22 protein-coding genes and 1 pseudogene are annotated in these 21,239 nt (G+C 59.0%); 5 read left to right on the forward strand and 18 right to left on the reverse strand.

Annotated elements, in window-relative coordinates; genetic code table 11:
- The first annotated feature begins 44 nt into the window (after positions 1 to 44).
- The gene (locus tag ACA061_RS14985; protein WP_210552882.1) at positions 45 to 215 is read left to right on the forward strand and encodes a hypothetical protein; all 171 of its coding nucleotides are present in this window, start codon (positions 45 to 47) and stop codon (positions 213 to 215) included.
- A 6-nt stretch (positions 216 to 221) separates the two neighbouring features.
- On the opposite strand, the gene ACA061_RS14990 is transcribed toward ACA061_RS14985, so the two are convergent.
- Positions 222 to 1,139, reverse strand: a complete 918-nt coding sequence (locus ACA061_RS14990; protein WP_497299505.1) for a LysR family transcriptional regulator — start codon at positions 1,137 to 1,139, stop codon at positions 222 to 224.
- A 103-nt stretch (positions 1,140 to 1,242) separates the two neighbouring features.
- On the opposite strand from ACA061_RS14990, the gene ACA061_RS14995 reads away from it, so the two are divergent.
- Entirely contained in the window at positions 1,243 to 2,985 is a 1,743-nt protein-coding gene (locus ACA061_RS14995; protein ID WP_497299506.1) for an amidohydrolase, read from the forward strand.
- Between the two features lie 145 nt (positions 2,986 to 3,130).
- Positions 3,131 to 3,868, forward strand: a complete 738-nt coding sequence (locus ACA061_RS15000) for a TorF family putative porin (RefSeq protein ID WP_497299507.1) — start codon at positions 3,131 to 3,133, stop codon at positions 3,866 to 3,868.
- A gap of 183 nt (positions 3,869 to 4,051) precedes the next feature.
- Here the strand turns inward: ACA061_RS15000 and ACA061_RS15005 are convergent, their stop codons facing one another.
- From ACA061_RS15005 to ACA061_RS15055, 11 genes are all read right to left on the reverse strand, one after another.
- Positions 4,052 to 4,330, reverse strand: a complete 279-nt coding sequence (locus tag ACA061_RS15005; RefSeq protein WP_150615422.1) for a DUF971 domain-containing protein — start codon at positions 4,328 to 4,330, stop codon at positions 4,052 to 4,054.
- The gene (locus ACA061_RS15010; protein ID WP_497299508.1) at positions 4,327 to 5,289 is read right to left on the reverse strand and encodes a HEAT repeat domain-containing protein; all 963 of its coding nucleotides are present in this window, start codon (positions 5,287 to 5,289) and stop codon (positions 4,327 to 4,329) included. Before ACA061_RS15010 ends, ACA061_RS15005 begins: the two co-directional genes overlap by 4 nt.
- The gene (locus ACA061_RS15015) at positions 5,286 to 6,134 is read right to left on the reverse strand and encodes an ABC transporter ATP-binding protein (RefSeq protein ID WP_150615420.1); all 849 of its coding nucleotides are present in this window, start codon (positions 6,132 to 6,134) and stop codon (positions 5,286 to 5,288) included. The genes ACA061_RS15010 and ACA061_RS15015 overlap by 4 nt, the downstream gene beginning before the upstream one ends.
- On the reverse strand, positions 6,134 to 6,916 hold the full coding sequence (locus tag ACA061_RS15020) for an ABC transporter permease (RefSeq protein ID WP_497299509.1): 783 nt from the start codon (positions 6,914 to 6,916) through the stop codon (positions 6,134 to 6,136). The genes ACA061_RS15015 and ACA061_RS15020 overlap by 1 nt, the downstream gene beginning before the upstream one ends.
- A 141-nt stretch (positions 6,917 to 7,057) precedes the next feature.
- Positions 7,058 to 8,482 carry an ABC transporter substrate-binding protein gene (locus ACA061_RS15025; protein ID WP_497299510.1) on the reverse strand — a complete coding sequence of 475 codons (1,425 nt, stop codon included), beginning with the start codon at positions 8,480 to 8,482 and terminating at the stop codon, positions 7,058 to 7,060.
- Positions 8,483 to 8,695: 213 nt separating this feature from the next.
- Positions 8,696 to 8,941 (reverse strand): 4Fe-4S dicluster domain-containing protein, encoded by a 246-nt coding sequence (locus tag ACA061_RS15030; RefSeq protein WP_042559450.1) that lies wholly within the window; start codon positions 8,939 to 8,941, stop codon positions 8,696 to 8,698.
- A 26-nt stretch (positions 8,942 to 8,967) separates the two neighbouring features.
- Positions 8,968 to 10,698, reverse strand: a complete 1,731-nt coding sequence (locus ACA061_RS15035) for a fumarate reductase/succinate dehydrogenase flavoprotein subunit (RefSeq protein ID WP_497299511.1) — start codon at positions 10,696 to 10,698, stop codon at positions 8,968 to 8,970.
- Positions 10,695 to 11,447: a GntR family transcriptional regulator gene (locus ACA061_RS15040; RefSeq protein ID WP_497299512.1), complete on the reverse strand. Its 753-nt coding sequence runs from the start codon at positions 11,445 to 11,447 to the stop codon at positions 10,695 to 10,697. The genes ACA061_RS15035 and ACA061_RS15040 overlap by 4 nt, the downstream gene beginning before the upstream one ends.
- A gap of 186 nt (positions 11,448 to 11,633) precedes the next feature.
- Positions 11,634 to 12,599: a Gfo/Idh/MocA family protein gene (locus ACA061_RS15045; RefSeq protein ID WP_497299513.1), complete on the reverse strand. Its 966-nt coding sequence runs from the start codon at positions 12,597 to 12,599 to the stop codon at positions 11,634 to 11,636.
- 19 nt (positions 12,600 to 12,618) lie between these two features.
- Complete coding sequence (locus tag ACA061_RS15050) at positions 12,619 to 13,506, reverse strand: Dyp-type peroxidase (protein ID WP_497299514.1); 888 nt, start codon at positions 13,504 to 13,506, stop codon at positions 12,619 to 12,621.
- Positions 13,507 to 13,639: 133 nt separating this feature from the next.
- Positions 13,640 to 14,680, reverse strand: coding sequence for an AraC family transcriptional regulator (locus ACA061_RS15055; RefSeq protein WP_497299515.1), 1,041 nt, complete (start codon positions 14,678 to 14,680; stop codon positions 13,640 to 13,642).
- Between the two features lie 210 nt (positions 14,681 to 14,890).
- Here ACA061_RS15055 and ACA061_RS15060 point away from each other — a divergent pair, with 210 nt between their 5' ends.
- Positions 14,891 to 15,838: a SphA family protein gene (locus tag ACA061_RS15060; RefSeq protein ID WP_497299517.1), complete on the forward strand. Its 948-nt coding sequence runs from the start codon at positions 14,891 to 14,893 to the stop codon at positions 15,836 to 15,838.
- Between the two features lie 178 nt (positions 15,839 to 16,016).
- Here the strand turns inward: ACA061_RS15060 and ACA061_RS15065 are convergent.
- Both ACA061_RS15065 and ACA061_RS15070 read right to left on the reverse strand, forming a co-directional pair.
- Positions 16,017 to 16,163 (reverse strand): annotated as a pseudogene (locus ACA061_RS15065) (hypothetical protein); the annotation flags it as partial.
- Between the two features lie 256 nt (positions 16,164 to 16,419).
- Positions 16,420 to 16,779: a DUF6124 family protein gene (locus ACA061_RS15070; protein WP_150597920.1), complete on the reverse strand. Its 360-nt coding sequence runs from the start codon at positions 16,777 to 16,779 to the stop codon at positions 16,420 to 16,422.
- Positions 16,780 to 17,321: 542 nt separating this feature from the next.
- On the opposite strand from ACA061_RS15070, the gene ACA061_RS15075 reads away from it, so the two are divergent.
- A complete protein-coding gene (locus ACA061_RS15075; RefSeq protein ID WP_497299518.1) occupies positions 17,322 to 17,804 on the forward strand; it encodes a GNAT family N-acetyltransferase in 483 nt (160 codons plus the stop codon).
- A 376-nt stretch (positions 17,805 to 18,180) separates the two neighbouring features.
- Here ACA061_RS15075 and ACA061_RS15080 read toward each other — a convergent pair whose 3' ends face one another.
- From ACA061_RS15080 to ACA061_RS15095, 4 genes are all read right to left on the reverse strand, one after another.
- Complete coding sequence (locus ACA061_RS15080) at positions 18,181 to 18,540, reverse strand: DUF6124 family protein (protein ID WP_150615407.1); 360 nt, start codon at positions 18,538 to 18,540, stop codon at positions 18,181 to 18,183.
- Between the two features lie 406 nt (positions 18,541 to 18,946).
- Positions 18,947 to 19,333: a hypothetical protein gene (locus ACA061_RS15085; protein ID WP_497299519.1), complete on the reverse strand. Its 387-nt coding sequence runs from the start codon at positions 19,331 to 19,333 to the stop codon at positions 18,947 to 18,949.
- An 85-nt stretch (positions 19,334 to 19,418) separates the two neighbouring features.
- Positions 19,419 to 19,802: a hypothetical protein gene (locus ACA061_RS15090; RefSeq protein ID WP_497299520.1), complete on the reverse strand. Its 384-nt coding sequence runs from the start codon at positions 19,800 to 19,802 to the stop codon at positions 19,419 to 19,421.
- Positions 19,799 to 20,947: a hypothetical protein gene (locus tag ACA061_RS15095; RefSeq protein ID WP_497299521.1), complete on the reverse strand. Its 1,149-nt coding sequence runs from the start codon at positions 20,945 to 20,947 to the stop codon at positions 19,799 to 19,801. The genes ACA061_RS15090 and ACA061_RS15095 overlap by 4 nt, the downstream gene beginning before the upstream one ends.
- Positions 20,948 to 21,239: the final 292 nt, after the last annotated feature.

Here is a 21,239-nt window from a genome sequence, read left to right on the forward strand (position 1 = left end):
TGTAGGATTTTCCTGACAAGCACCGCCAGTCGGCGGCGGGTGCGGTGGCGCTGATTGCACAAACCCCTGTAGGAGCTGCCGAAGGCTGCGATCTTTTGATTTTAATTTTTAAGAGCAAGATCAAAAGATCGCAGCCTTCGGCAGCTCCTACAGGAGACGTGTTCAGCCAACAAAAAGAGGGCATTCAGTCAAAGCCGCGTTCAACCATCAAATGAGTGCAGTCAGCTCAAGCCGCGCTCGGCGAGGAAAGCGGCGATGTAGTCGATGAACGCCACCACTTTTGCCGTGGCGCGGCGATGGCTTGGGTACACCGCGAGAATGTGCGGGCCAAAGCTGTCGGGGTCTATTTCATAGTCGTCCATGACCCGCACCAGTCGCCCGTCTGCAATGTAGGGCGCGGCGCTCCACAGTGGCGTGTGCAGCAAACCGCGCCCGGCCAGGGCACTGGCCAGCAGCAAGTCGTAATTGTCACTGCGCAATCGAGGGGTTGCGGGTTGTGCCAGGCTCAGGCGCTGGCCGTTGCGCTCGGCCCACCAGAATTCGCGGCTGAGCAACGGATGCTTATAGAGCAGCCATTCATGCTGATCGAGGGTCTGCGGGTTGACCGGCAAGCCCTTGCGCGCCAGGTATTCAGGGCTGCCGCACAGGGCCAAGCGATTGCTGCCGACCACGCGGGCGATCAACCCCGGCAAGTCGTCATGGCCCTCGCGCAACGCCAGGTCGTACCCGCTTTCCAGCAGGTTGACGAACTCGTCGCACAAATCCACTTGCAGGCTGATCTGCGGGTATTGCTGCAAAAAGCCGTCACACACCTGATCGAGAAACGCCCGCCCGTACGCCAGTGGTGCGGTGATTTTCAGGCTGCCGCGCAAGCCGTGCTGCAACTGCTCGATTTCCTCGCTGGCCTCGTCCAGTCGCTGCAACACCAGCCGCGCAGTTTCCAGATACACCCGGCCGATCTCGGTTAGCAAAATCCGCCGGGTGCTGCGTTCGAACAGCCGAGCGCCGAGTTCGGCCTCCAGATGATTGACCGCTTTGGTCAGCGCCGACGGGGTTTTGCCCAACTGTTCGGCGGCGCGACTGAAACTGCCGAGTTGCGCAGTGACCACGAACATTTTCAATGCACCTAACTTGTCCATGCTTTTTCCATTCAGGCAAAAACGTTTTTCGTGCGGGAGGCGTTCTGCCGGCCGGCCTCAGCCACTAATCTGGCCATCAGACGCAATAACAAGGAAATCTTCAATGAAAAGATTCATCCCGAAGCTGTTAGCGGTTGCCGTAAGTTTTGCCTCGATGGAAGCCATGGCCGCTGCCGATCTGGTGCTGGTCAACGGCAAGATTTTTACCGCTGATCGCGCTCAACCCAAGGTGCAGGCGCTGGCCGTGGAGAACGGCAAAGTATTGAAGGTCGGCAGCGACATGCAGATCAAGACGTTGATCGAACCCGGCACCAAAGTCATCGATCTGCAAGGCAAAGCGTTGATGCCCGGCCTCATCGATAGCCATTCCCACGCGATATTCGGCGGCCTGGAAATGGTCTCGGCGAACATGGAAGACGAAGTCGTCGCCCTCGCTGAGCTGGAAAAAAACCTGCGCGCCTGGCGTGACGACGGCAAGGCCCGGCACGGCGATGTGCTGAGTATTGCCGGCATGAGTTCGGTGTATTGGGCGCAGGCCGAGGCCCTGGGCAAAACCTTCAATCAGGGCGAATGGGCCAACGTGCCAGTGGTGTTCATCGGTAGCGATCACCACACCGCGTGGGCGAACAACGTCATGCTCAAACGCGCGGGCATCGACGCCGCGCTGCTGAAAACCCTGCCGGACGCGGAAAAAGACACGATTGGCAAACTGGCCAATGGCGAGCCGAACGGCTTTGTCGTGGACGCCGGTTGGGATCGGGTGGCCTCGAAAATGCCGGTGCCGAGCCCCGCCGCCATGCTCAACGCGGCGAAATCCGCGGTGCGCTACAACAACAGCCTTGGCATCACGGCGTGGATGGACCCCGCCGCCAACGCCGCGCCGGGCGAGCCGGTCTTCGCCCTCAAACCCACCGAGAAAACCGTCGGTGTGCTGCCGGCCTACAAGGCGCTGTCAGAGAGCGGCGAGATGAGCGTCCACGTCGCCGCGCTGCTGGTGGCCAACTCGAAAAGCGTGCCCGCCGACCTCGACACCCTCGACAAGGTGCGCCAGCAATTTCAGGGCATCCCCAACCTCACCCTGCCCGGCGTGAAGATCTTCGCTGACGGTGTGATCGAATTCCCGGCGCAAAGTGCGGCGATGATCGACCCCTACAGCAACTCGCACAAACAGGGTGAATTGCTGATCGATCCGCAGCACTTCGGTGAACTGGTCAGCGCCATCGACCAGCGTGGCTGGCTGGTGCATATCCACGCCATCGGTGACCGCGCGGTGCGCGAATCGCTGAATGGCATCGCCCAGGCGCGCAAGGACCGGCAGAGCGGCGTGACACACTCGATCACTCACCTGCAGATGGTCAATCCGCAAGAGTTTGCCCGTTTCAAACCGCTCAACGTGATCGCCTCGATGCAACTGTTGTGGGCCAGTGCCGACGACTACACCACCGAGATGATCAAGCCCTACGTCAGCGCCCTCGCCTTCCGCTATCAGTACCCGGCGCATTCGCTGCTCAAACAGGGCGCGACGATTGCCGGCGCCAGCGACTGGCCGGTGTCATCGCCAAGCCCGTTCAACGCCATGGCCCAGGCCATCACCCGCACCGGTCCGCTGGGTGTGCTCAACGCCGATGAGCGTCTGGACCGCGAAACCATGTTCTACGCCTACACCGCCAACGCGGCGCGCACCCTCGGTCTGGACAAGCAGATCGGCTCGCTGACGCCGGGCAAACAGGCTGACTTCATCGTGTTGGATCGCGATGTGTTCAGCGTCGACGACAAGGCCCTGCACGACACCCAAGTGCTGCAAACCTGGTTCGGCGGACGTCAGGTCTATACCGCCACCCCATAACAAACCGATTCCCCGTGTAGGAGCTGCCGCAGGCTGCGATCTTTTGATGTTGATTGTAAAAAACAAGATCAAAAGATCGCAGCCTGCGGCAGCTCCTACAGGTTTACCTCCTGCCCCCATAACAATCACAACATCGGGACTTCACATGAAAGCCTTGCCTTTGTTCGCCCTCGTTTCCTTGAGTTCGCTGCCCTTGAGCAGCTTTGCGATCCCTTTGAACGATGACTTTGCGCTGCTGGTGGATATCAATCTGGCCACTGATTACCGCACCCGCGGCATCTCGCAAACCCAGAACGACCCGGCGCTACAAGCCGGGCTGACCCTGGCTCACAGCAGCGGCCTGTACCTCGGCGCCTGGAGTTCCAACGTCGATTACGGCGGCGGTCTGAAAACCCGTCAGGAAGTCGATTACTACGGCGGCTGGCTGTGGCAGGCCACCGAGGATGTCAGCCTGGATCTGGGTTACATCAAGTACGCCTATCCCAAGGAAAGTCAGTTCAACCAGAGCGAGGTTTACGGGATTATTGGCGCTTACGGGATGAAGCTCGCGGCGTATTACTCCAGCGATGCGCCGGGGCTCGACAGCCAGCAGAGTTCGCTTTACAGCTATGTCAGTTATGAAACCGAGTTGCCGTTCGATTCAGGGCTGAAGTTGCGTTACGGCAATATGGATTTCAAGGACCCGCATCTGTACTCGGCCTCCGGTGAGGGCGAAGAGTCGTACCGGGAATGGGAGGTCAAGCTCACCCATAATCTGGCCGGGGTGGTGTTGGGGTTGAGCTATATCGACACTGATCTGTCGCAAACCCAGTGCCTGAGCAACTGGGGCTTCAAGGATGTGTGCACGGCGACGGTGGTTGCCAGCGTGAGCAAGTCTTTCTGACCCAACGCCCCTCCTGTAGGAGCTGCCGAAGGCTGCGATCTTTTGATCTTGCTCTTAAAAATCAAAATCAAAAGATCGCAGCCTTCGGCAGCTCCTACAGGGGTGAGTTTTTGCCAGGTAAGCCCATGCAGTATTTGGTTCAAGGGGGTGAGTTTTTGCCGTGTAAGCCCGTGCAGATTTAGTTCAAGGGGTGAGTTGTGCCAGGTAGGTCCACGGGTAGATGCCGCGTTGATGACCATCGCTGAATACCAGTTGCACGCCGTAACCCTGCGGGTTGAGTTCGATGATACGTACTCGCTCGTCCACCAGAGGCGCCGAGCCGCGCAGGCGAAACGCACGGCACTGCGAGCAGGGGCACTGGCGGCGCAGTTCGGCGTGAGCGAGCAGCGATTCGCGCCCGTCCGGCCAACTCAGGCGCAGGATTTGCTCGCTCTGCGAGTTACCGATCGCCAGCGGATTCATTGCAACTGACTCAAGGCAATCCGCACTGCTTTGCGCACTTCCGGATCGCCGTCATCCTGCGCCGCCTGCAACGCAGCCACTGCGCCACGATCATTCAACTCACCCAAGGCCAATGCGGCTTCCTTGCGCAGGTTGCTGATGCGATGCCCGAGAGTATCGATCAAAGCGTCCAGCGCCGGGCCAAAACGCAAGCGGCCGAGGCTGCGGGTGGCGCGTAAACGCACTTGCCAATAGTCGTCGCTCAAGGCTTCGATCAATGCCGGGCCGGCGTCGCTGTGGCCGACTTTGCCCAAGGTGGTTGCGGCTTCTTCGCGCACTTGCCAGGCGTTGTCCTGCAAGGCCTGACGCAGCGCTGGCAGGACTTCAGCGCTGGACGCCAGGCCGAGCGCACCGGTGGCAGCGCGGCGCACTTCGGTGTCCGGGTCAGCACTGGCCAATCGGGCCAATGCCGGTAGCGCGTCGAGTTGCTTGAGCCAGCCGAGCACGCCCACGGCCTCGCGGCGCACGTTGGCATCGGCATCATTCAGCGCCGCGACGGCAGCGGGCGCAGCATCGGCAAATCGCAGTTCGCGCAGGGCCCGAAACGCGGCATTGCGTACGCTGACTTCAGCATGATCGGTCCACGGCAGAATCACCCGCCCGGCCGCTTCGGTCTTGAGCAAACTCAGACTTTGCGCAGCGGCAGATTGCACGGCGGGCGATGGATCGGTCAGCGCCTGGCACAAGGCAGCAACCACCGGTTCGTCCTCCCAAGCCTCCAGCAGACGCGCCGCTTCAGCACGCACCTCTTCAGCGGGATCCTCGGACAGTCGCTCGACCAGCCAGAGCAAACCATCCGGTTCTTCCAGATCCGCCAGCTCAATCAGCGCAATGCGCCGCACACCGGCGTCTGCAGCGGTCAGGCGTGGTTGCAGGGCAAGGATTTCAGGGTTCTCGGTCATAGCAAAAATAGAGGTCACAGGGCAAATCTCGGCAAAGGGTTTTCGGGCGGCAGGCCGAGCGGATTGAGGCGCGGCAGCGGTCGGTCGTCGTCATGGCGCAGCAGGTCGAGGCAGTGGCGCTTGAGTCGGGAGAATTCAGCGCTGGTGACCAGTTCGCTGGTGCGTGGTCGGGCGAAGTCGAGGCGCAGATCTTCGATGATTCGTCCCGGCCGCGCGCTCATCACCAGCAAGCGATCGGCGAGGAATAGCGCCTCATCGATGTCATGGGTGACAAACACCACGGTGGTGCGAATCCGTGTCCAGATGTTCAGCAGCAGCTCTTGCATGTTCAATCGGGTCAGCGCATCGAGCGCGCCAAACGGCTCGTCCATCAGCAACAGCCGCGGGCGATTGACCAGCACCCGGGCGATTTCCACCCGTTGCTGCATGCCGCCAGAGAGTTGATCGGGCCAGCGCTCGGCGAAGCCGTCGAGGCCGACCAGTTGAAGAATTTCATCAGCGGCGCGATGACGCTCGGCCTTGCCGATGCCACGCATTTTCAGGCCGAAAGCGACGTTGTCGCGCACCGTGCGCCACGGGAACAGTGTGTGATGCTGGAACACCATGCCACGCTGTGGCGAAGGGCCGGACACCGCGCCGCCATCGACCTTCAGGCTGCCGGCATGCGCCTTCAAGTGCCCGGCCAAGGCGCCGAGCAGGGTCGACTTACCGCAACCGGACGGGCCGAGAATGCACACGAACTGGCCAGGTTCGATCTGGCAATCGAGGCCCTGCACCGCTTCGAATGCTTCGCGGCCTTCGCCGAGGACGATCGACAACTGACGAATGTCGATCCGCCCTTCGGGGGTTTGCATCACGCTCATCAGGCTTTTCCTCGCGGTCGATGCCAAGGCGTGAACAAGCCGCCCAGACGTTTGATCAACAGACTGCTGCCCATGCCCAACACACCGATCAGCAACATGCCGACGACGATGTCGGCGTAGTTCTGGATGGTGTAGGACTCCCAGGTGTAGTAACCGATGCCGAACTGGCCGGAGATCATTTCCGCCGTCACCAGGCAAAACCATGAAGTGCCCATGCCGATCGCGAGGCCGGTGATGATGCTCGGTGCAGCGCCCGGCAGAATGACTTCGAGCAGGATCGCCCGGCGCCCTGCCCCAAGGCTTTTCGCTGAGGCGATCAAGCGTGGATCGACGCCTTCAACGCCGTGCACGGTGTTGAGCAGGATCGGGAACAGTGCGCCGGTGAAGGTGATGAAGACCATCGACAACTCGGACGACGGGAACATCAGGATCGCCAACGGAATCCACGCCACGGCCGGGATCGGGCGCAGCACTTCCAGTGGTGGCAACAGCAAGTCTTCGGCCCATTTCGAGCGGCCGATGGCCAGGCCCAGGGCAATGCCGACCACCAGCGCGGCGAGGTAGCCGGCAAACACGCGGCCGAGGCTCGCGGTCAGGTGTTGCAGCAGCTTGCCGGAGTCGCCCAGGCCCAGCACGGCTTCAATCACGGCCAATGGCGTGGGGACGTTGGCGAAAGTGACCAGGCCGAGGTTCCAGTGATGGCTCGCGGCGAGTTGCCAGAATATGAGGCAGAGCAGCAGTGAGGCGGATCTTGAAACCCAGCGAGAAAATGATCGGTACACAGTTATTCCTCCACCCGAGATCCCCTGTAGGAGCTGCCGAAGGCTGCGATCTTTTGACCTTTTTTTCAAATCAAGATCAAAAGATCGTCCGATCGCGGCCCGAGCCTTCGGCAGCTCCTACAGGGAAGCGGTGTCGTGCTGTTAACGGGTGGCTACGGCCTGGGTCGTGGCGTCGGTGAAGTCGAAAACCTTGCCGCCCTGCGCCGCTGCAAATTGCTGCGCCTGCCCCTTGAGCAGAAACGCGCTCAAACGGCCCTTGGCATCGCTGGCAAACCACGCCTGATCGGCCAGCAACTTGATCCCGCTGTCACTCGCCTGCGCATACACCGCACGAATGGTTTTGCCGTCCTGCTTCAATCCGGCCAACGCGGTGAAGGCAGATTCGGCGGAGGCGTACTGGCGCACCTTGTCTTCGCCACGCACCCAGATTTCGGCGACATGGCTGAAGTCAGTGATGGCCTTGCCGCTGATCGCATCCACATTCTTCAGCGGCGTCTGCGCGTAGTTGGCCAACTGCGCGGTGTAATCCAGATTTGACGCCTTGAACGCCGCGCGGATGTATTGATCGTCGATGAAGGTGTTCAAATCGAGACCACGATCGGCCTTCTTCAGGAGCTTCAAGGTATCAATGGCCGTACCCACCGCCTGGCGATATTCCGGCTTCCAGCTGAGGTCGCGGGTCTGCACGCCGAGCGGGCCGTGGAACAGGTAATTGACCTCGGCATCGACGCCGGTGACTTTGGCGATCAGTTCGCTGTACTTCTCCGGTTCGGCGGCCAGCAGTTGATTGGCCTCGATGCTCGCGCGCAGGTAGGCGACGACGATCTGCGGGTGTTTTTTCGCGTAGGCCTGATCCACCAGCGCACCGTGGAAGGTCGGCGCATTGGCCTGGGCGCCGTCGTAGATCTTGCGAGCGAAACCACGGCTGGGGAACAACTCGGCAAACGGCACGAAATCGGCGTGGGCGTCGATCTTGCCGGCCTGCAACGCGGAGCCGGCGACTTCCGGCGGCTGGGCGATGATGTTCACATCCTTGAGCGGATCCCAGCCCTGTTCCGCCACCGCACGCAACAACATGCCGTGGGCCGTCGAAGCGAACGGAACCGAAATGGTCTTGCCCTTGAGTTCGCTCAGCGACTGCACGCCGGACGCGCTCGGCACAACGATACCGTTGCCGCTGCCCTTGATGCTGCCCGACAGCACGCTGATGAACAGGCTGTGTTTGCCGGCCGTTTCGAACGCCACACCGTTGAACGCGCCGGGGAAATCGGCCATGGCGCCGAAGTCGAGTTTGCCCGCGACCATCTCGTTGGTCAGCGGCGCGCCGCTGGTGAAGTTTTTCCATTGCACGTCGTATTTGGCGTCCTTGTAGACGCCGTCGTGGGGCAGGTATTTTTCGAGCAATCCGAGCTCACGGATCAACAACCCACCGGCGGCGCAGTTGATGGTGGTGTCCTGGGTACCGATGGCGATGCGGATGGTTTCGGCCGAGGCCGACAGGGTGAACGAAGCCAGTACCAGACCGGCGATTGCTGCACGCAACATGAGTGTTTCCCCTCGAATCATTTATAGGATGTTCGTCTCCGCCGCGATCAGGGCGCGGTGGGAAACGAGGGGTGTTGTTGAATCCAGCGTCCGGGGTTTCCGGATGGCTTTGGTTGACTGGGCCGGCCTCATCGCTGGCAAGCCAGCTCCCACAGGTTTCTCTGGTGTTGCGAAATCTGTGTCCCACTGCAAATCCCTGTGAGAGCTGGCTTGCCAGCGATGAGGCCCTGTCAGTCAACGCAGGAGATAGGGGATATCGACTTTCACCGCACCCGTCGGGCAATCCTTTTCACACGGCATGCAATACCAGCACTCATCGAACGCCATGTAAGCCTTTTGCGTGGCCGGGTTGATCGCCAGCAAGTCCATCGGACAGACATCGACACACACGGTGCAGCCCTTGTCGGCGATGCATTTGTCCTCGTCCACGGTGACGGGGGCATTGGAGCGGAAGAAGATTTCCTGAGCTTGATAGGCCATGGTTCGGGCTCTCTTTTAATGATGCGTCACGCGGCGAAGGCGCCAACCCGCAAGCGGTCGTAAGCCTGCATTTCCTCGGCATCGAGCGGGATGATGTAGGGCTCGACGGCTTTCTTGAAACTGGTCATCTGACCGTCATCGCCCTTCTTCAGGTGGCAATGGCAGAACCAGTCAGCGTCATTGCGCTGCGGGTGATCGACCCGATAGTGGTACAGACCCCAGCGACTCTCGGCGCGGAACAACGAGGCGCGGGCAGCCATTTCGGCGCAGTCGCGGATCACGCTGGTTTCCATCGCGCGCATCAGTTCATGGGCGTTGTTGGCCTTCATCTGATCGAGATCACGCTCGATGTCGCTGAAGCGCTGCAAGCCGATCTGCATTTTTTTGGTCACTTTCGGCGGTTGCAGGTAGTCGTTGACGAAGCGCCGCAGCTTGTATTCGACCTGAGCCGGCGGCAGACCGTGTTCGCGATCCAGCGGAGCGTAGACCCGTGCTTTCTCTTTCTCGATCTGCCCGGTATCCAGCGCAGAGAACTCGCGCCCGGCAACAAAATCGGCCGCGTTGTGCCCGGCAAACCAGCCGTAGGTGAACGCGCCAAGCATGTAGTTGTGCGGCACCGCTGCCATGTCCCCGGCGGAATACAAGCCTTTCACCGAAGTCTCGGCACGCTCGTTGACCCACACGCCGGACGCCGAATGGCCGCTGCAAAAACCGATCTCGGAGATGTGCATCTCGACCATTTGCGTGCGGTAGTCGGTGCCGCGATTGGCGTGGAACTGACCGCGACTCGGGCGTTCGTTGCTGTGCAAAATCTCCTCGATGTTCTGGATGGTTTCCTCGGCCAGGTGATCGAGTTTGAGGAACACCGGGCCGTTGCCGCTTTCCAGTTCCTGGTGGAACTCCCACATCATCTGCCCGCTCCAGTAGTCGCATTCGATGAAGCGTTCGCCCTTGTTGTTTGCGGTGTAGCCACCCAGCGGGCCGGTCACGTAGGCGCAAGCCGGACCGTTGTAATCCTTGATCAGCGGGTTGATCTGGAAGCATTCCAGATTCGCCAGTTCGGCCCCGGCGTGATAGGCCATCGCGTAACCGTCGCCAGCGTTGGTCGGGTTTTCGTAGGTGCCCATCAGGTAACCGGAGGACGGCAGACCCAGGCGACCAGCAGCGCCACACGCGAGGATTACAGCCTTGGCCTTGATCACATGGAAGTCGGCGGTGCGGCAGTCGAAGCCCATCACGCCGTTGACCGCGCCCTCCTCATCAGTCAGCAACCGCGTGCAGACCAGCCGATTGGTGATGCTCACTCGCGCGCGCTTCAACTGGCGATACAGAACCTTTTTGATGTCGTGCCCTTCCGGCATCGGCAACACATAGGCGCCCATGTGGTGGACTTTTTTCACCGCGTAATCGCCGGTTTCGTCCTTCTCGAATTTCACGCCCCAGCGGTCAAGCTGTTCGATGGTTTCGAAGCTGTGCGTCGCGTAGGCGTACACCGCTGCCTGATTGACGATGCCGTCATTGGCGATGGTGATTTCCTTGGTGTATTGCTCAGGCGTCGAGTGGCCGGGGATGATCGCGTTGTTCAGGCCGTCCATACCCATGCTGATAGCGCCGCTGCGTTTGACGTTGGCCTTGTCGACCAGCAACACGCGCAGATCGCGGTTCTTCTCTTTGGCCTTGATCGCCGCCATCGGGCCGGCCGTGCCGCCGCCAATCACGACGATGTCGTATTCCTGCTCAAGCGTGCTGCGTGTCATGCCTGCTCCCCTTTTTGCCGGTCGATCCGCAAGCGGTACTGGAACGCATCGCCACGGTAGTAAAGGTGTTCGAAGTCCAGCGGCTGACCCTGCGCGTCGTGAGTCAGGCGCTCGATGCGCATGATCGGCGAGCCGGCTTCGACGTTGAGTGCCTGTGTCAGGTCGCTGTCGGCGAGCACCGCGTCGATGGCCAGGTCGGCATGGCCGAGGGCGATGCCGCAGTCGTTTTCGAGAATCAGAAAGATGTCGCGGGTGACCAGATCAGCCTTCTCCAGCCGTTCGCCGATGGCTTTGGGCAGGTAGGTGATTTCCAGCGAGATCGGCTCGCGATTGATCAGCCGTACACGTTTGATCTGCGCCACGGTTTCGCCCTCGGCGACCTGCAAACGCTCGGCGACACGCTTGTCCGCCGGGATGAATTTGAAGCTACGCAGGCGGTTGATCACCTCGTAGCCACGCCCGGTCATGGATTCGGCGAGGCCTTGCAGGCTGCTGACGTTCTGAAAGGTTTTCGGCTTGGCGACGAAGGTGCCCTTGCCGTGGATCTTGAAGATCAGCCCTTCCTTTTGCAGATCGCCCAGTGCCTGGCGCACGGTGATGCGGCTGACTTTGAACAGCCCACCGAGCTCGCTTTCGGAGGGCATCTGGCTGTCTTGCGGGTATTCGCCGTCGAGGATGCGGGCGCGCAGGACGTCGCGCAGTTGGGTGTGCAGCGGGACACTTGATAGAGACAGAACGTTATCGGACATCACGGGATCACTTGTTATAACGAGTTATGACGTGATCTTAGAGACGTTATGACAAGGTTGAGAAATACCGAATGGGCATAACCTTAGATGCAGGTTTCAGGATCAAAAGATCGCAGCCTTCGGCAGCTCCTACAGTTTGAAATGCATTCCCATGTAGGAGCTGCCGAAGGCTGCGATCTTTTGATCTTAGCGCTTGAGGATCTGGTCCATGACCCAGTCGGTCTTGACGGCCTGTTCGGCCATCGCCGGATGCTCTGATTCACCACGAATATGCGCATTCATGCCCAGCACGTGATGCCACTGAATGTGTTCGTGATGGGCAATGTCCAGGCTGATCTGCTCATCGGCATGCAGCTCGACCGGATGCTCATCAAACACTGAAAAGCTGATCCGACCGAGGCTGCCGATGATCTCGACCCGATCCTCGCGCCGATCGGCAACAAAACTCCAGCAGCCCATGCCCAGCGCCCCGCAAGCAAAGCGCCAACTGGCGCTGACCGCGTCTTCCGCCGCGTACAACCCGGCCTGCTGCGCGGTGAAGCCGGCGACCTCGACGATGTCGCCGAGCAAATACTGGAACAGGTCGAAACCGTGGCTGGCCAAATCTGCGAAGTAACCGCCACCCGCCACCGCCGGGTCGGTGCGCCAGTTGTCACGGCCATCCAGATCGGCCGCCGACGGTGCCTTGGTCAGCGTCCAGCTCAAATGCCGCACTTCGCCGATCCGCCCCTGTTCGAGCCATTGCCGCACCTGCGCAAAGCGCGGCAACGAGCGACGATAGTAGGAAACGAACAGATGCAAACCGGCGTCGGCAAACGCCTGCTGCATCTCGCGGCTTTGCCCGGCGTTGAGTGCCATGGGCTTTTCCACGCAGCAATGTTTGCCGGCGGCGGCGACTTTCAGACTGTAATCGCGGTGGCTGTCGGGCGGCGTGGCGATGTACACCGCGTCCACCTCGGGATCGTTGATGAGTGCATCGACGTCGGTGTAAACCCGAGCGATACCGTGGCGCGCTGCGTAATCACTGACGGCTTCAAGGCGTCGGCCCATCACCGCCACCAGCGCGGAACCGGGCGCCTTGTAGAAGGCCGGCCCGCTTTTGCGTTCCGCGACACTGCCGCAACCGATCATGCCCCAGCGCACCACGTTCATCTTTAGTCCTTTTGCAGAATCAGCCGATGCGCAAGGCGCGCAGATCAAGATGGCCGTCCTTGAGCGGCGGGCACCAGTAATAGCCGCCGGTGATCGGCCGGCTGATGCGGTACAAGCCATCGGCGATGCCATCTTCCAGACCGCTCATGCGCCGCAATTGCGCTTCGAAGGCATCCAGCGAGAAACCGAACGCGAGGAACATCAGCCCGGCGCGATCACCTTCGATCCACGGCATCGAGCGACGCACGACGAACGCTTCAGGTGCGAAGCTTTCCTGCGCGGTGCGTTTGACGTGAGCGGACACCGGCGCGTCGTCGATCTCTTCGTTATCGCTCAAGCGACGACCCATGATGTTGTCTTTGTCGTCGGCAGACAGTTTGTGGAACCCCTTGAGGTCGTGCTGCCACTGCTGGATCGCGGCGAAACTGCCACCGACCAGGCCTTCAGCGCCTTCGCTTTGCAACGCGGCAGCAACAGCGGCTTCGTCATGAGGGTTTTCGGTGCCATCTTCGTAGCCGGTCAGGTCGTGACCTTCCTTGTGGCGGAAGGCTTCCTGCATTTCTACCAGACGCAAGGCCGGGGCCAGCGCCGCTTCGACGGCGTTGCAGCGATTGAGCAGATCACCACGGTCAACACCGTGCAGCCAGACCCACAGCGCATGCTGGGTGGACGGGTTGTTCACGCCCACGCCGCTCATGGCCGGGAAACTGCGCAGACCGGCAATCTCTACGTTGAGGGCCTTGGTCAGGGACTCACCGAAACCGACCACCGCCGACTTGCCATCCACCAGGTTCAGCAGGTTGTCGATCGCCTGCGGCAAGGCTTCAACCGACGCCAGAGCGAAAAACAGATGACGTGCTTGCAACGGAACAGGGGTGGCGAGAATGCCCGGCTGGTAGTGACTCATGTGAACTCCTTGAAAAAGTGCGCGGAGTTTACCTGTAGCCAGACAGTTTGTGTGGTTGAAGCAAGATCTAAAGATCGCAGCCTTCGGCAGCTCCTACACGAACCTCGGTAGGAACTTGCGATCTTTGGATCTCCTAAAGCGTCATGCTGGTCTCGACGCGCCACGCACTCGGGCTCAGCCCCGTCCAGCGTTTGAACGCCCGGCGAAAGCTGCGCACATCGCTGTAGCCGACCTCTTCGGTGATCCGCTCGATCGGCATGTCCGGATTGGCCAGCAGACTCATCGTCCGCGCCTGCCGCACTTGTTCCAGCAACGCTTCAAAGGTCAGTGCATGCTCGGTCAGGCGCCGGCGCAATGTGCGGCTGCTCATGTTCAGGTCGCCGGCTATCTTTTCGATATGACTGCCCCGGCTCAGGTCGCGGGCTATCGCACGCTCCACGGCTTGAATCAGGTCGATTTTCTGGTGCACCTGCGCCGCTTCCAGCTCCAGCAACGCGACAGCCTGACGCAACGCCAGTGAATGATGATTGGGCAGGCTGACGTCCAGCCATTGCACATCAATCAGCATGCGATTGTGCAGGCATCCAAAGCGCACTTGCGGCCCAAGCAGACGCTTATATTCACTGAGGTAATCCGGCGCCGCATGCACGAATTCCACAGCGATCGGTTTGAAATCGGCGCCGGCCAGTGCGCGGCCGTACACCAGCAAACTGGCGAAAAACTCCTCGACTGCGAACACCTGCACATCGGCAAACGGCAGGCGACATTCGGCATCGAGATGCACCTGATCACCGACCACATCGACGCTGGAAACCACAATCCCGCCCGAGGTGTGTTGATGGCGAATCCCCACGGCAAACGCATCGCGCAAGGTTTTGCACAGTGAAAGCACGTGCCCGAGCAACCCCAGTGTGCCAAGTACGTTCTGGGCGCCGACCCACAAGCCCAACCCTTGGTTCGGCAGGACTTTGAGCGCGCGTTGAATCATCGCTACGGCCTGACGATAGGAAATCCGCTGCGTCGGGTCCTGCAGATCTTCAAGGGTAAAACCCAGGCCACGGCACAGGCTCTCGGGCTCGACGCCTTTGTTCTGCGCGACTTCAGCGAGGGTTTGCAGGAGAAATGGCGACACCAGCGCCAGTTCAAAGGTCGGGTCTTGGACTTTTACGTTCATGTGGGCTGACATTCCGGATCATGCTTGATTGTTATTTTTGTTACCGGTTATGTCGAAGGAAGTTAGCACAGGGTTTGTCGACTGTCCGCAGAAGTCCCCCTAACTGTCCGCCAATACCCTGCCCCGTCTGGCGCAGAGCGCTTATTTCTATCGTGCCGGGCGACCTGCGTGCCCGCGTTGCGCTCCAACACAATAATAATGAGGACGGATATGCACCCGAACCGCGCGACATTGCCCCTGCGTCTGGCCCTGATTTTGCTGGGCTGCACCGCGACTCTTCCAGCCCTGGCCACCGAGGCCGGCGTCGACAATATCGGAACCGGCACCGACGGCTTCTTCATGCTGCCGATGGAGGTCGACAGCCTTCCGGAAAACATGGTCGCGTTCAACCTCTACTACAACCATTACAAGGCCAGAAAGCTCAATATCAGCTCGTTGGGCGGCAAGGTGCCGGATGTCGAAATCGAGTCGACGGCGGTGATTCCGCGCCTCGATTACTTGAGTCCGGTGCGGATCTTTGGCGGACGCCTGGCCGGTTACATCGCCCAACCGTGGCTGAAGCAGGAAGTGTCAGTGTTCGGCTTGAGCGACACCCGCGAAGGCATGGGCGATACCACCGTCGCGCCGATCATCCTGTGGGACATGGGCAAGGACCTGACCCTTGGCGCCGCGCTGGAAATCACCGTACCGACCGGCGAATACAGCGTCGACCGGCTGGCCAACACCAGCAACAATTTCTACACCTACAAGCCGCTGTTCTCCTTCACCTGGTTGCCGACTGAGCGCACCGAAGTCTCGATGAAGACCACCTACAGCTTCAACGAGAAAAACAAGGACACCGACTACAAGTCCGGGCAGATTTTCCACTTCGACTACTCGGCCAGCTACAAACTCACCGACGACCTGATGCTCGGCCTCAACGGCTACTACCTCAAGCAGACCACCGACGACAAACAGTTTGGCCGCACCGTGCAGTTCGCCGGGCAAGACGTGGACGACGGGGTGCGCGGCGAGGTGTTCGCAATTGGCCCGGCGCTGCACTTCACCTTCCTCAAATACGCCAGCGCGGAGATTCGCTGGGCCAAGGAATTCGATGTCGAGAACCGCCCCGAGGGCGAGATGCTCTGGGCCAAAATCAGCATTCCCTACGCGTTCTGAGCCCCGCGCAACCCCTTGTAGGAGTGAGCCTGCTCGCGATAGCGGTGTGTCAGACAACACATCAGCAACTGACACACCGCTATCGCGAGCAGGCTCACTCCTACAAGGGGTTGTGGTCCGTTCAGAAAGTATTTTTCACACAAAAAAAGGGCGGCCAAACGTACTGCACGAGAGTCTGTTACAGCGTCAGTTGCCCACGCTCCTCCTCGGTCAGCTGCTGTTTCGCCTGTTCATCCAGCGCCCCGGCGCCCAGCACTTGCACCGGACTGTTCGGGTTGTAGCCCGGGGCCGCAGCACGACTGGCGCCATCGCGGGATGGCGCGAGGACTTTCAACGAACAGCCGTCGATTCAGGTCACTACGGCTGAACAGTGGGCTCGGGACAACCTGGCAGTCGACTGACGCAAAGAAAGCACCCCGCCACTCCCGGGTACAGAAACGCGTACATCGTCTCGGTATTTATCGCGGCTGAAGAGCCAGCGCACTCCCACCTTGCAACGCGCTCAAAGGTGGGAGCGAGCCTGCTCGCGAAGGCGCCAGAACAGACACCCAATCAATCACCAGGTGATTCCGATACGCGCATCACCCCGGCAACTGCAAATTATCCAAAGCCCGATTCACCGCCAACTCCCCGAGCATGATCAACTGCGCAATCCCCAACAACGCCCGACGCTGCGACGCCGGCAACAGACTGGCGACGTTCTGGGCAATGGTTTGCGCCGAAGCGAGTGTTTCACTGGCATCGATTAGCAGTTCTTCGTTTTTGTTGTCCGCAGTCACGGCGTACATCCCACGGGTTTTGCGTGGCGGTGGTGTGGAGCCGGGGGGACAGAGGTAATGGTCGAGCGCACGGTCGGCGGCTTCGTGGAGTTTTTTTGAGTCGAGGGATTCGTAGGGGGAAACCGAGTCGGTTTCGGGCGGGTTGGGTGTTGGTTTGATCATGGTGAAGCTCCTTGATTGTTGGAGCCGCCACCGTTCGCGGTCAAACAAACAGGGTGGCAGCTGTACGCGGGTTGACCGACCGGACATCAAGGAATCCGGCACACCCGAAGGTGTCCCACGCACAGCCACCGCGACATGATTTCAGACAATGCCTGAACACGTGCAGAACGCTGGCGCGCCTTGATATAGGGCGGACGGTCAAATCCGATCGCTGAGTCATCAGCGACCGCACCACAATAGAACCCGCCCCCAAGGCGCACAAGCCGGCGGATTCTGGCGTAGCTGTAGGCAAAGGCGCAAGGATATGTAGCCTGAGAGAGTGTGTGGAGATGTCTTTTTAAACACTGGCGTTTATCGGAATCCTCAATGCGTCTCGGATCCCACAACAGATCCGTCCCCTTGCCCCAACAGACGTAAGCGTGCGGCGCACACATCCCCCTGAAGCTGATATGGAGCCATCGCCTCCATTGAACCGAGGCAGTAGCGGTTATGCAGATTCTGTTCTCTATAATGACTGACCGGCCATGTTTAGGGTGCTTGTTATGCCAGCCTCCGCTGATCAAAACTCCGCTGTCGTTTTATGCGCAGCTTCCAATAACGACCTGGAAGATCTGGTGGCCATCAGGATTGAGGCTATGCGCGAGAGCCTTGAACGGCTTGGACGATTTAACCCCGATCGTGCACGCGAACGATTTCTTGGTGGGTTCGACGCTAACAGCACACGCCGCATAGAAGTATCAGGTGAGCTGGTCGGTTTTGTCGTAATCAAAGACCATCAGAGCGAGCTTCTGCTTGACCACTTGTATGTGATACCCAGTGCTCAAGGAGCAGGAATCGGCTCTGAAGTTCTTACTCGGATTTTCACAGAGGCTGATGAGATCGGGCGTCCCATCAAGGTGGGTGCTCTCAAGGAAAGCGCTTCAAATCGTTTTTACACTCGCCATGGCTTCGTGTTCGTCGAAAGCGGTGAATTCGATAATTATTACGTCCGGACTAACGGTAATGCCGTTAATTTTGGCGACTAGGCAGATATTGTTGCGGTGTCGTCAGAGGTTGCACCGCTAGATGGGCATCCACCTGTGCGGCAGTAGGTCGGTAAGCTCATTCGCACCTTTGCCTCCTGTAGGAGCTGCCGAAGGCTGCGATCTTTTGATCTTGTTTTTCAGGTTCAAAATCAAAGATCGTCCGATCGCGGCCCGAGCCTTCAGCAGCTCCCATACAAATATCTCAGGCAACGGAAACAGTGCATGTGCCATCGTCATCGCTGCCAGCCCAGCCCCCAAAGGTTTCAGCGCCGAACAAAACATTCCCGACCAAAACAAAACCCTGTGGGAGCGGGCTTGCCCGCGAAGGCGCCAGAACGGACACCCAATCAATCACCAGGTGATCCCGGAACCCGCATCAACCCGGCAATTGCAAATTATCCAACGCCCGATTCACCGCCAACTCCCCCAACATGATCAACTGCGCAATTCCCAACAACGCCCGACGCTGCGACGCCGGCAACAAACTCGCGACGTTCTGGGCAATGGTTTGCGCCGAAGCAAGTGTTTCACTGGCATCGATCAACAGTTCTTCGTTTTTGTTGTCTGCGGTTACCGCGTACATCCCACGGGTTTTGCGTGGCGGCGGTGTAGAACCGGGCGGACAGAGGTAGTGGTCGAGCGCGCGGTCTGCGGCTTCGTGGAGTTTTTTTGAGTCGAGGGATTCGTAGGGGGAAACCGGATCGGTTTCGGGCGGGTTGGGTGTTGGTTTGATCATGGTGAAGCTCCATTTTTATACCTGGTGGAACCACCAACACCTGTCGCTAAACAAGTAAGGGTGGCAGCTGTACGCGGGTTAGCGAACCGAGAGGTATAAGACCCGGCAGACCCGAAGGTCTCCCACGCACAGCCACCATATCGTCGTCGCAAACGTCTGCGACAAACTGGAGCGTCGTTGTACTTATACCTGGTCAGGTCGCTAAACCCGGTCGCTGGGTTGCCAGCGACCCATAGACGATATAGACCAGGTACAAAGCCCACAAGCCGGCGGATTCTGGCGTAGCTGTAGGCAAAGGCGCAAGGGTGTGTAGCCTGAGAGAGTGTCTGGAGATGTCTTTTTAAACATTGGCGTTTATCAAGGCTTGACTGTGCGTAGGAGCGGGAGCCGCGCATTGCACAATGTGCTAAACAACACCTGACTTCACAGCTACTCCGAAGCAAATCATGACCAATAACAGAGAAATGACGCTCCATTGCAGTACTACTAGCTTACGTTTGAGGGGGACTGGGAAATTGGCTAAATCTTCAGAGCTCAGCTCGCCCCTTTTCAAATAGAACTTAGGAAACGTCACAATTCCCGAAATGCCACCCACGAGCAGAAGCTTTCCCCAAGGCCCACCATGCCGAAGCGGAGCGCGAGCCATGACGGCTGAGCAATTTTTCAGATGCTCCAACATCAAATCCATCTTCGTATAGGCCAAGCGCAAACAGACGCCTATCCAAAGAACAAGCCCTGCCAGATCGACGATGGCAATGGCTAGAAGTACCTTATCAACGACGTTCAAACTCATGTCCCTGCCGAGTAGATCTTCTCACCAGCCCGTTCGCCTGTGGTTTCCAAGCGTTCAAACGGGGCTGGACAATCTTCTCATCCGGTTACTTGAGTATTCCTGATTTACCCAAAGCGACCAGCACAGTCATCGCAGAAAGCAGCCCTATTGCACTCCATTGCATCAACACAAGTTTCTGCTTGAGTGAGGAAGGAAAGTTCTTTACATCATCGGTGCTGAGTGTGCCGCGTCTGATGTAGAAATTCGTAAACGTGACAAGACCAGAGGCCCCCCCGACTAAAAGTAATCGGCCCCACGCACCTCCGTGCTTCAGCGCAGCCAACCTGATACCGGCAGAGCTATTTTTGAGGTGCTCAAGGATCACGTCCATCTTGATGCGTGCAATGTAGAGGGCAATTCCGATCCAGATGATCATCGAGATAATCACCACGCCACACAGCCCTCCGACTATCAGTTCAGCGGTATTCATTTAGTCACCTCGTAAATCACTTCGCCGAACATTTCACCGCCGGCCCCTCCTACCGCCCCGCCAGCATATGAGCCGGCTGCTACAGCTACCACGCCGCAAGCGAGGGTTCCCAATCCACCAGAAGGCACGCCAAGCCCTACACAGATTGCACCTACCACGGGACCAGTTAGTGCTGCTCCTGCCATTGCTCCACCGGCCACCCCACCAATGAAGCTACCACCCTCGGTGTATTTAATTTTTTCACAGGCATCTTTGTTGCCAGCCGCACAGACTTCTTGAACCTTCATGTAAGACGCCCCGCCCCCAACCGCTGTACCAATCCAGCCACCGTACTTCACAACTTTGGCTGCTCTGGCGACACCGTCCGCGTGAGTGGCGTAACCGGGAATCTGTCCCGGTGCACCTGCCAAGCTCCAATGATGTACCAGGCTTTTGCTTGAGATACCGAGGGCTGATTTCAGACTTGGGTGATCAGGGAAACCGATGCCCTTTCTGGTTAACCCGGTGAGCTGCCTATCTAGCTTGGCAAACAGTCGTGCGCGCTCATCAAAAAACTCTGAGCTACGCAAGTGACCGTCACGCTGAAAACTTTTCTGGTGCAGAGTTTCGATTTCCTTCAGTGAGGTTTTCACATCTTCCAGGTTCTTGGCGAAGATTGATTCACCAACGCCGATCGATGTTGAGCCTTGCGAAAGAATGGACTCAATCTGGCTCTGATAGCGAACCATGAAACTGGCTTCTTCGTCACTCATGGGCTTGAGTGCCGCGTCCACTTTCTGGGCCGCTTCCATGAGCAGCGCTTCTTCACGTGTGCACTGAGGATTGTTCGGATCGCTCAACACGATAAGTTGACCGGGCTTGGCGTAGCCGGTGACGTGAGGGTTGAGGCGCGTGAATTTCTCAAAAGTTGGACTATCCGGCTTATCGAACAACGCTGCCTCTAGCGCAGAGCGCGGCATGACTTGCTGAACGATGTAAAAACCGGGCTCCGCTGGTGCCTTTGCAGCAGCCGGTTTCTCTGCAGGAGCCTCAGGGTATTCTGCCCAGTACTTGGCATGCAGATCGATCGGCTCTACGCCACGGTAGACCTGTTTTCTTGGAGGGTTAGGTAGCGCGGGCCTTGGTACGTTTCCATATTCACTCATGAATCATCCTTGTCATTTCGGGAATCCCGACTTGGGTTTCTGACAGCCTGACGCTATCGAAAAACCCAAATGCTGGCTGTAGGACAAAGCCTAAAATGCTGTGCCCGAACTGCTGATTCCTGTCATTCGCGGGGTGTGCAGGATAACTGGTGGAGGAGAATGGTTGTATGGCAGCAGATGGCCACAAACCACAGTACCGCGTAACTTTCTCGTATTGAGCTATTTTTACGACCGATGGTGACTGCCGCTTTTGGCCAGAAGCGGACCTTCGTGGAGGGCGCTATCGGACAAA

The sequence above is a fragment of the Pseudomonas sp. LBUM1668 genome, from assembly GCF_059695715.1.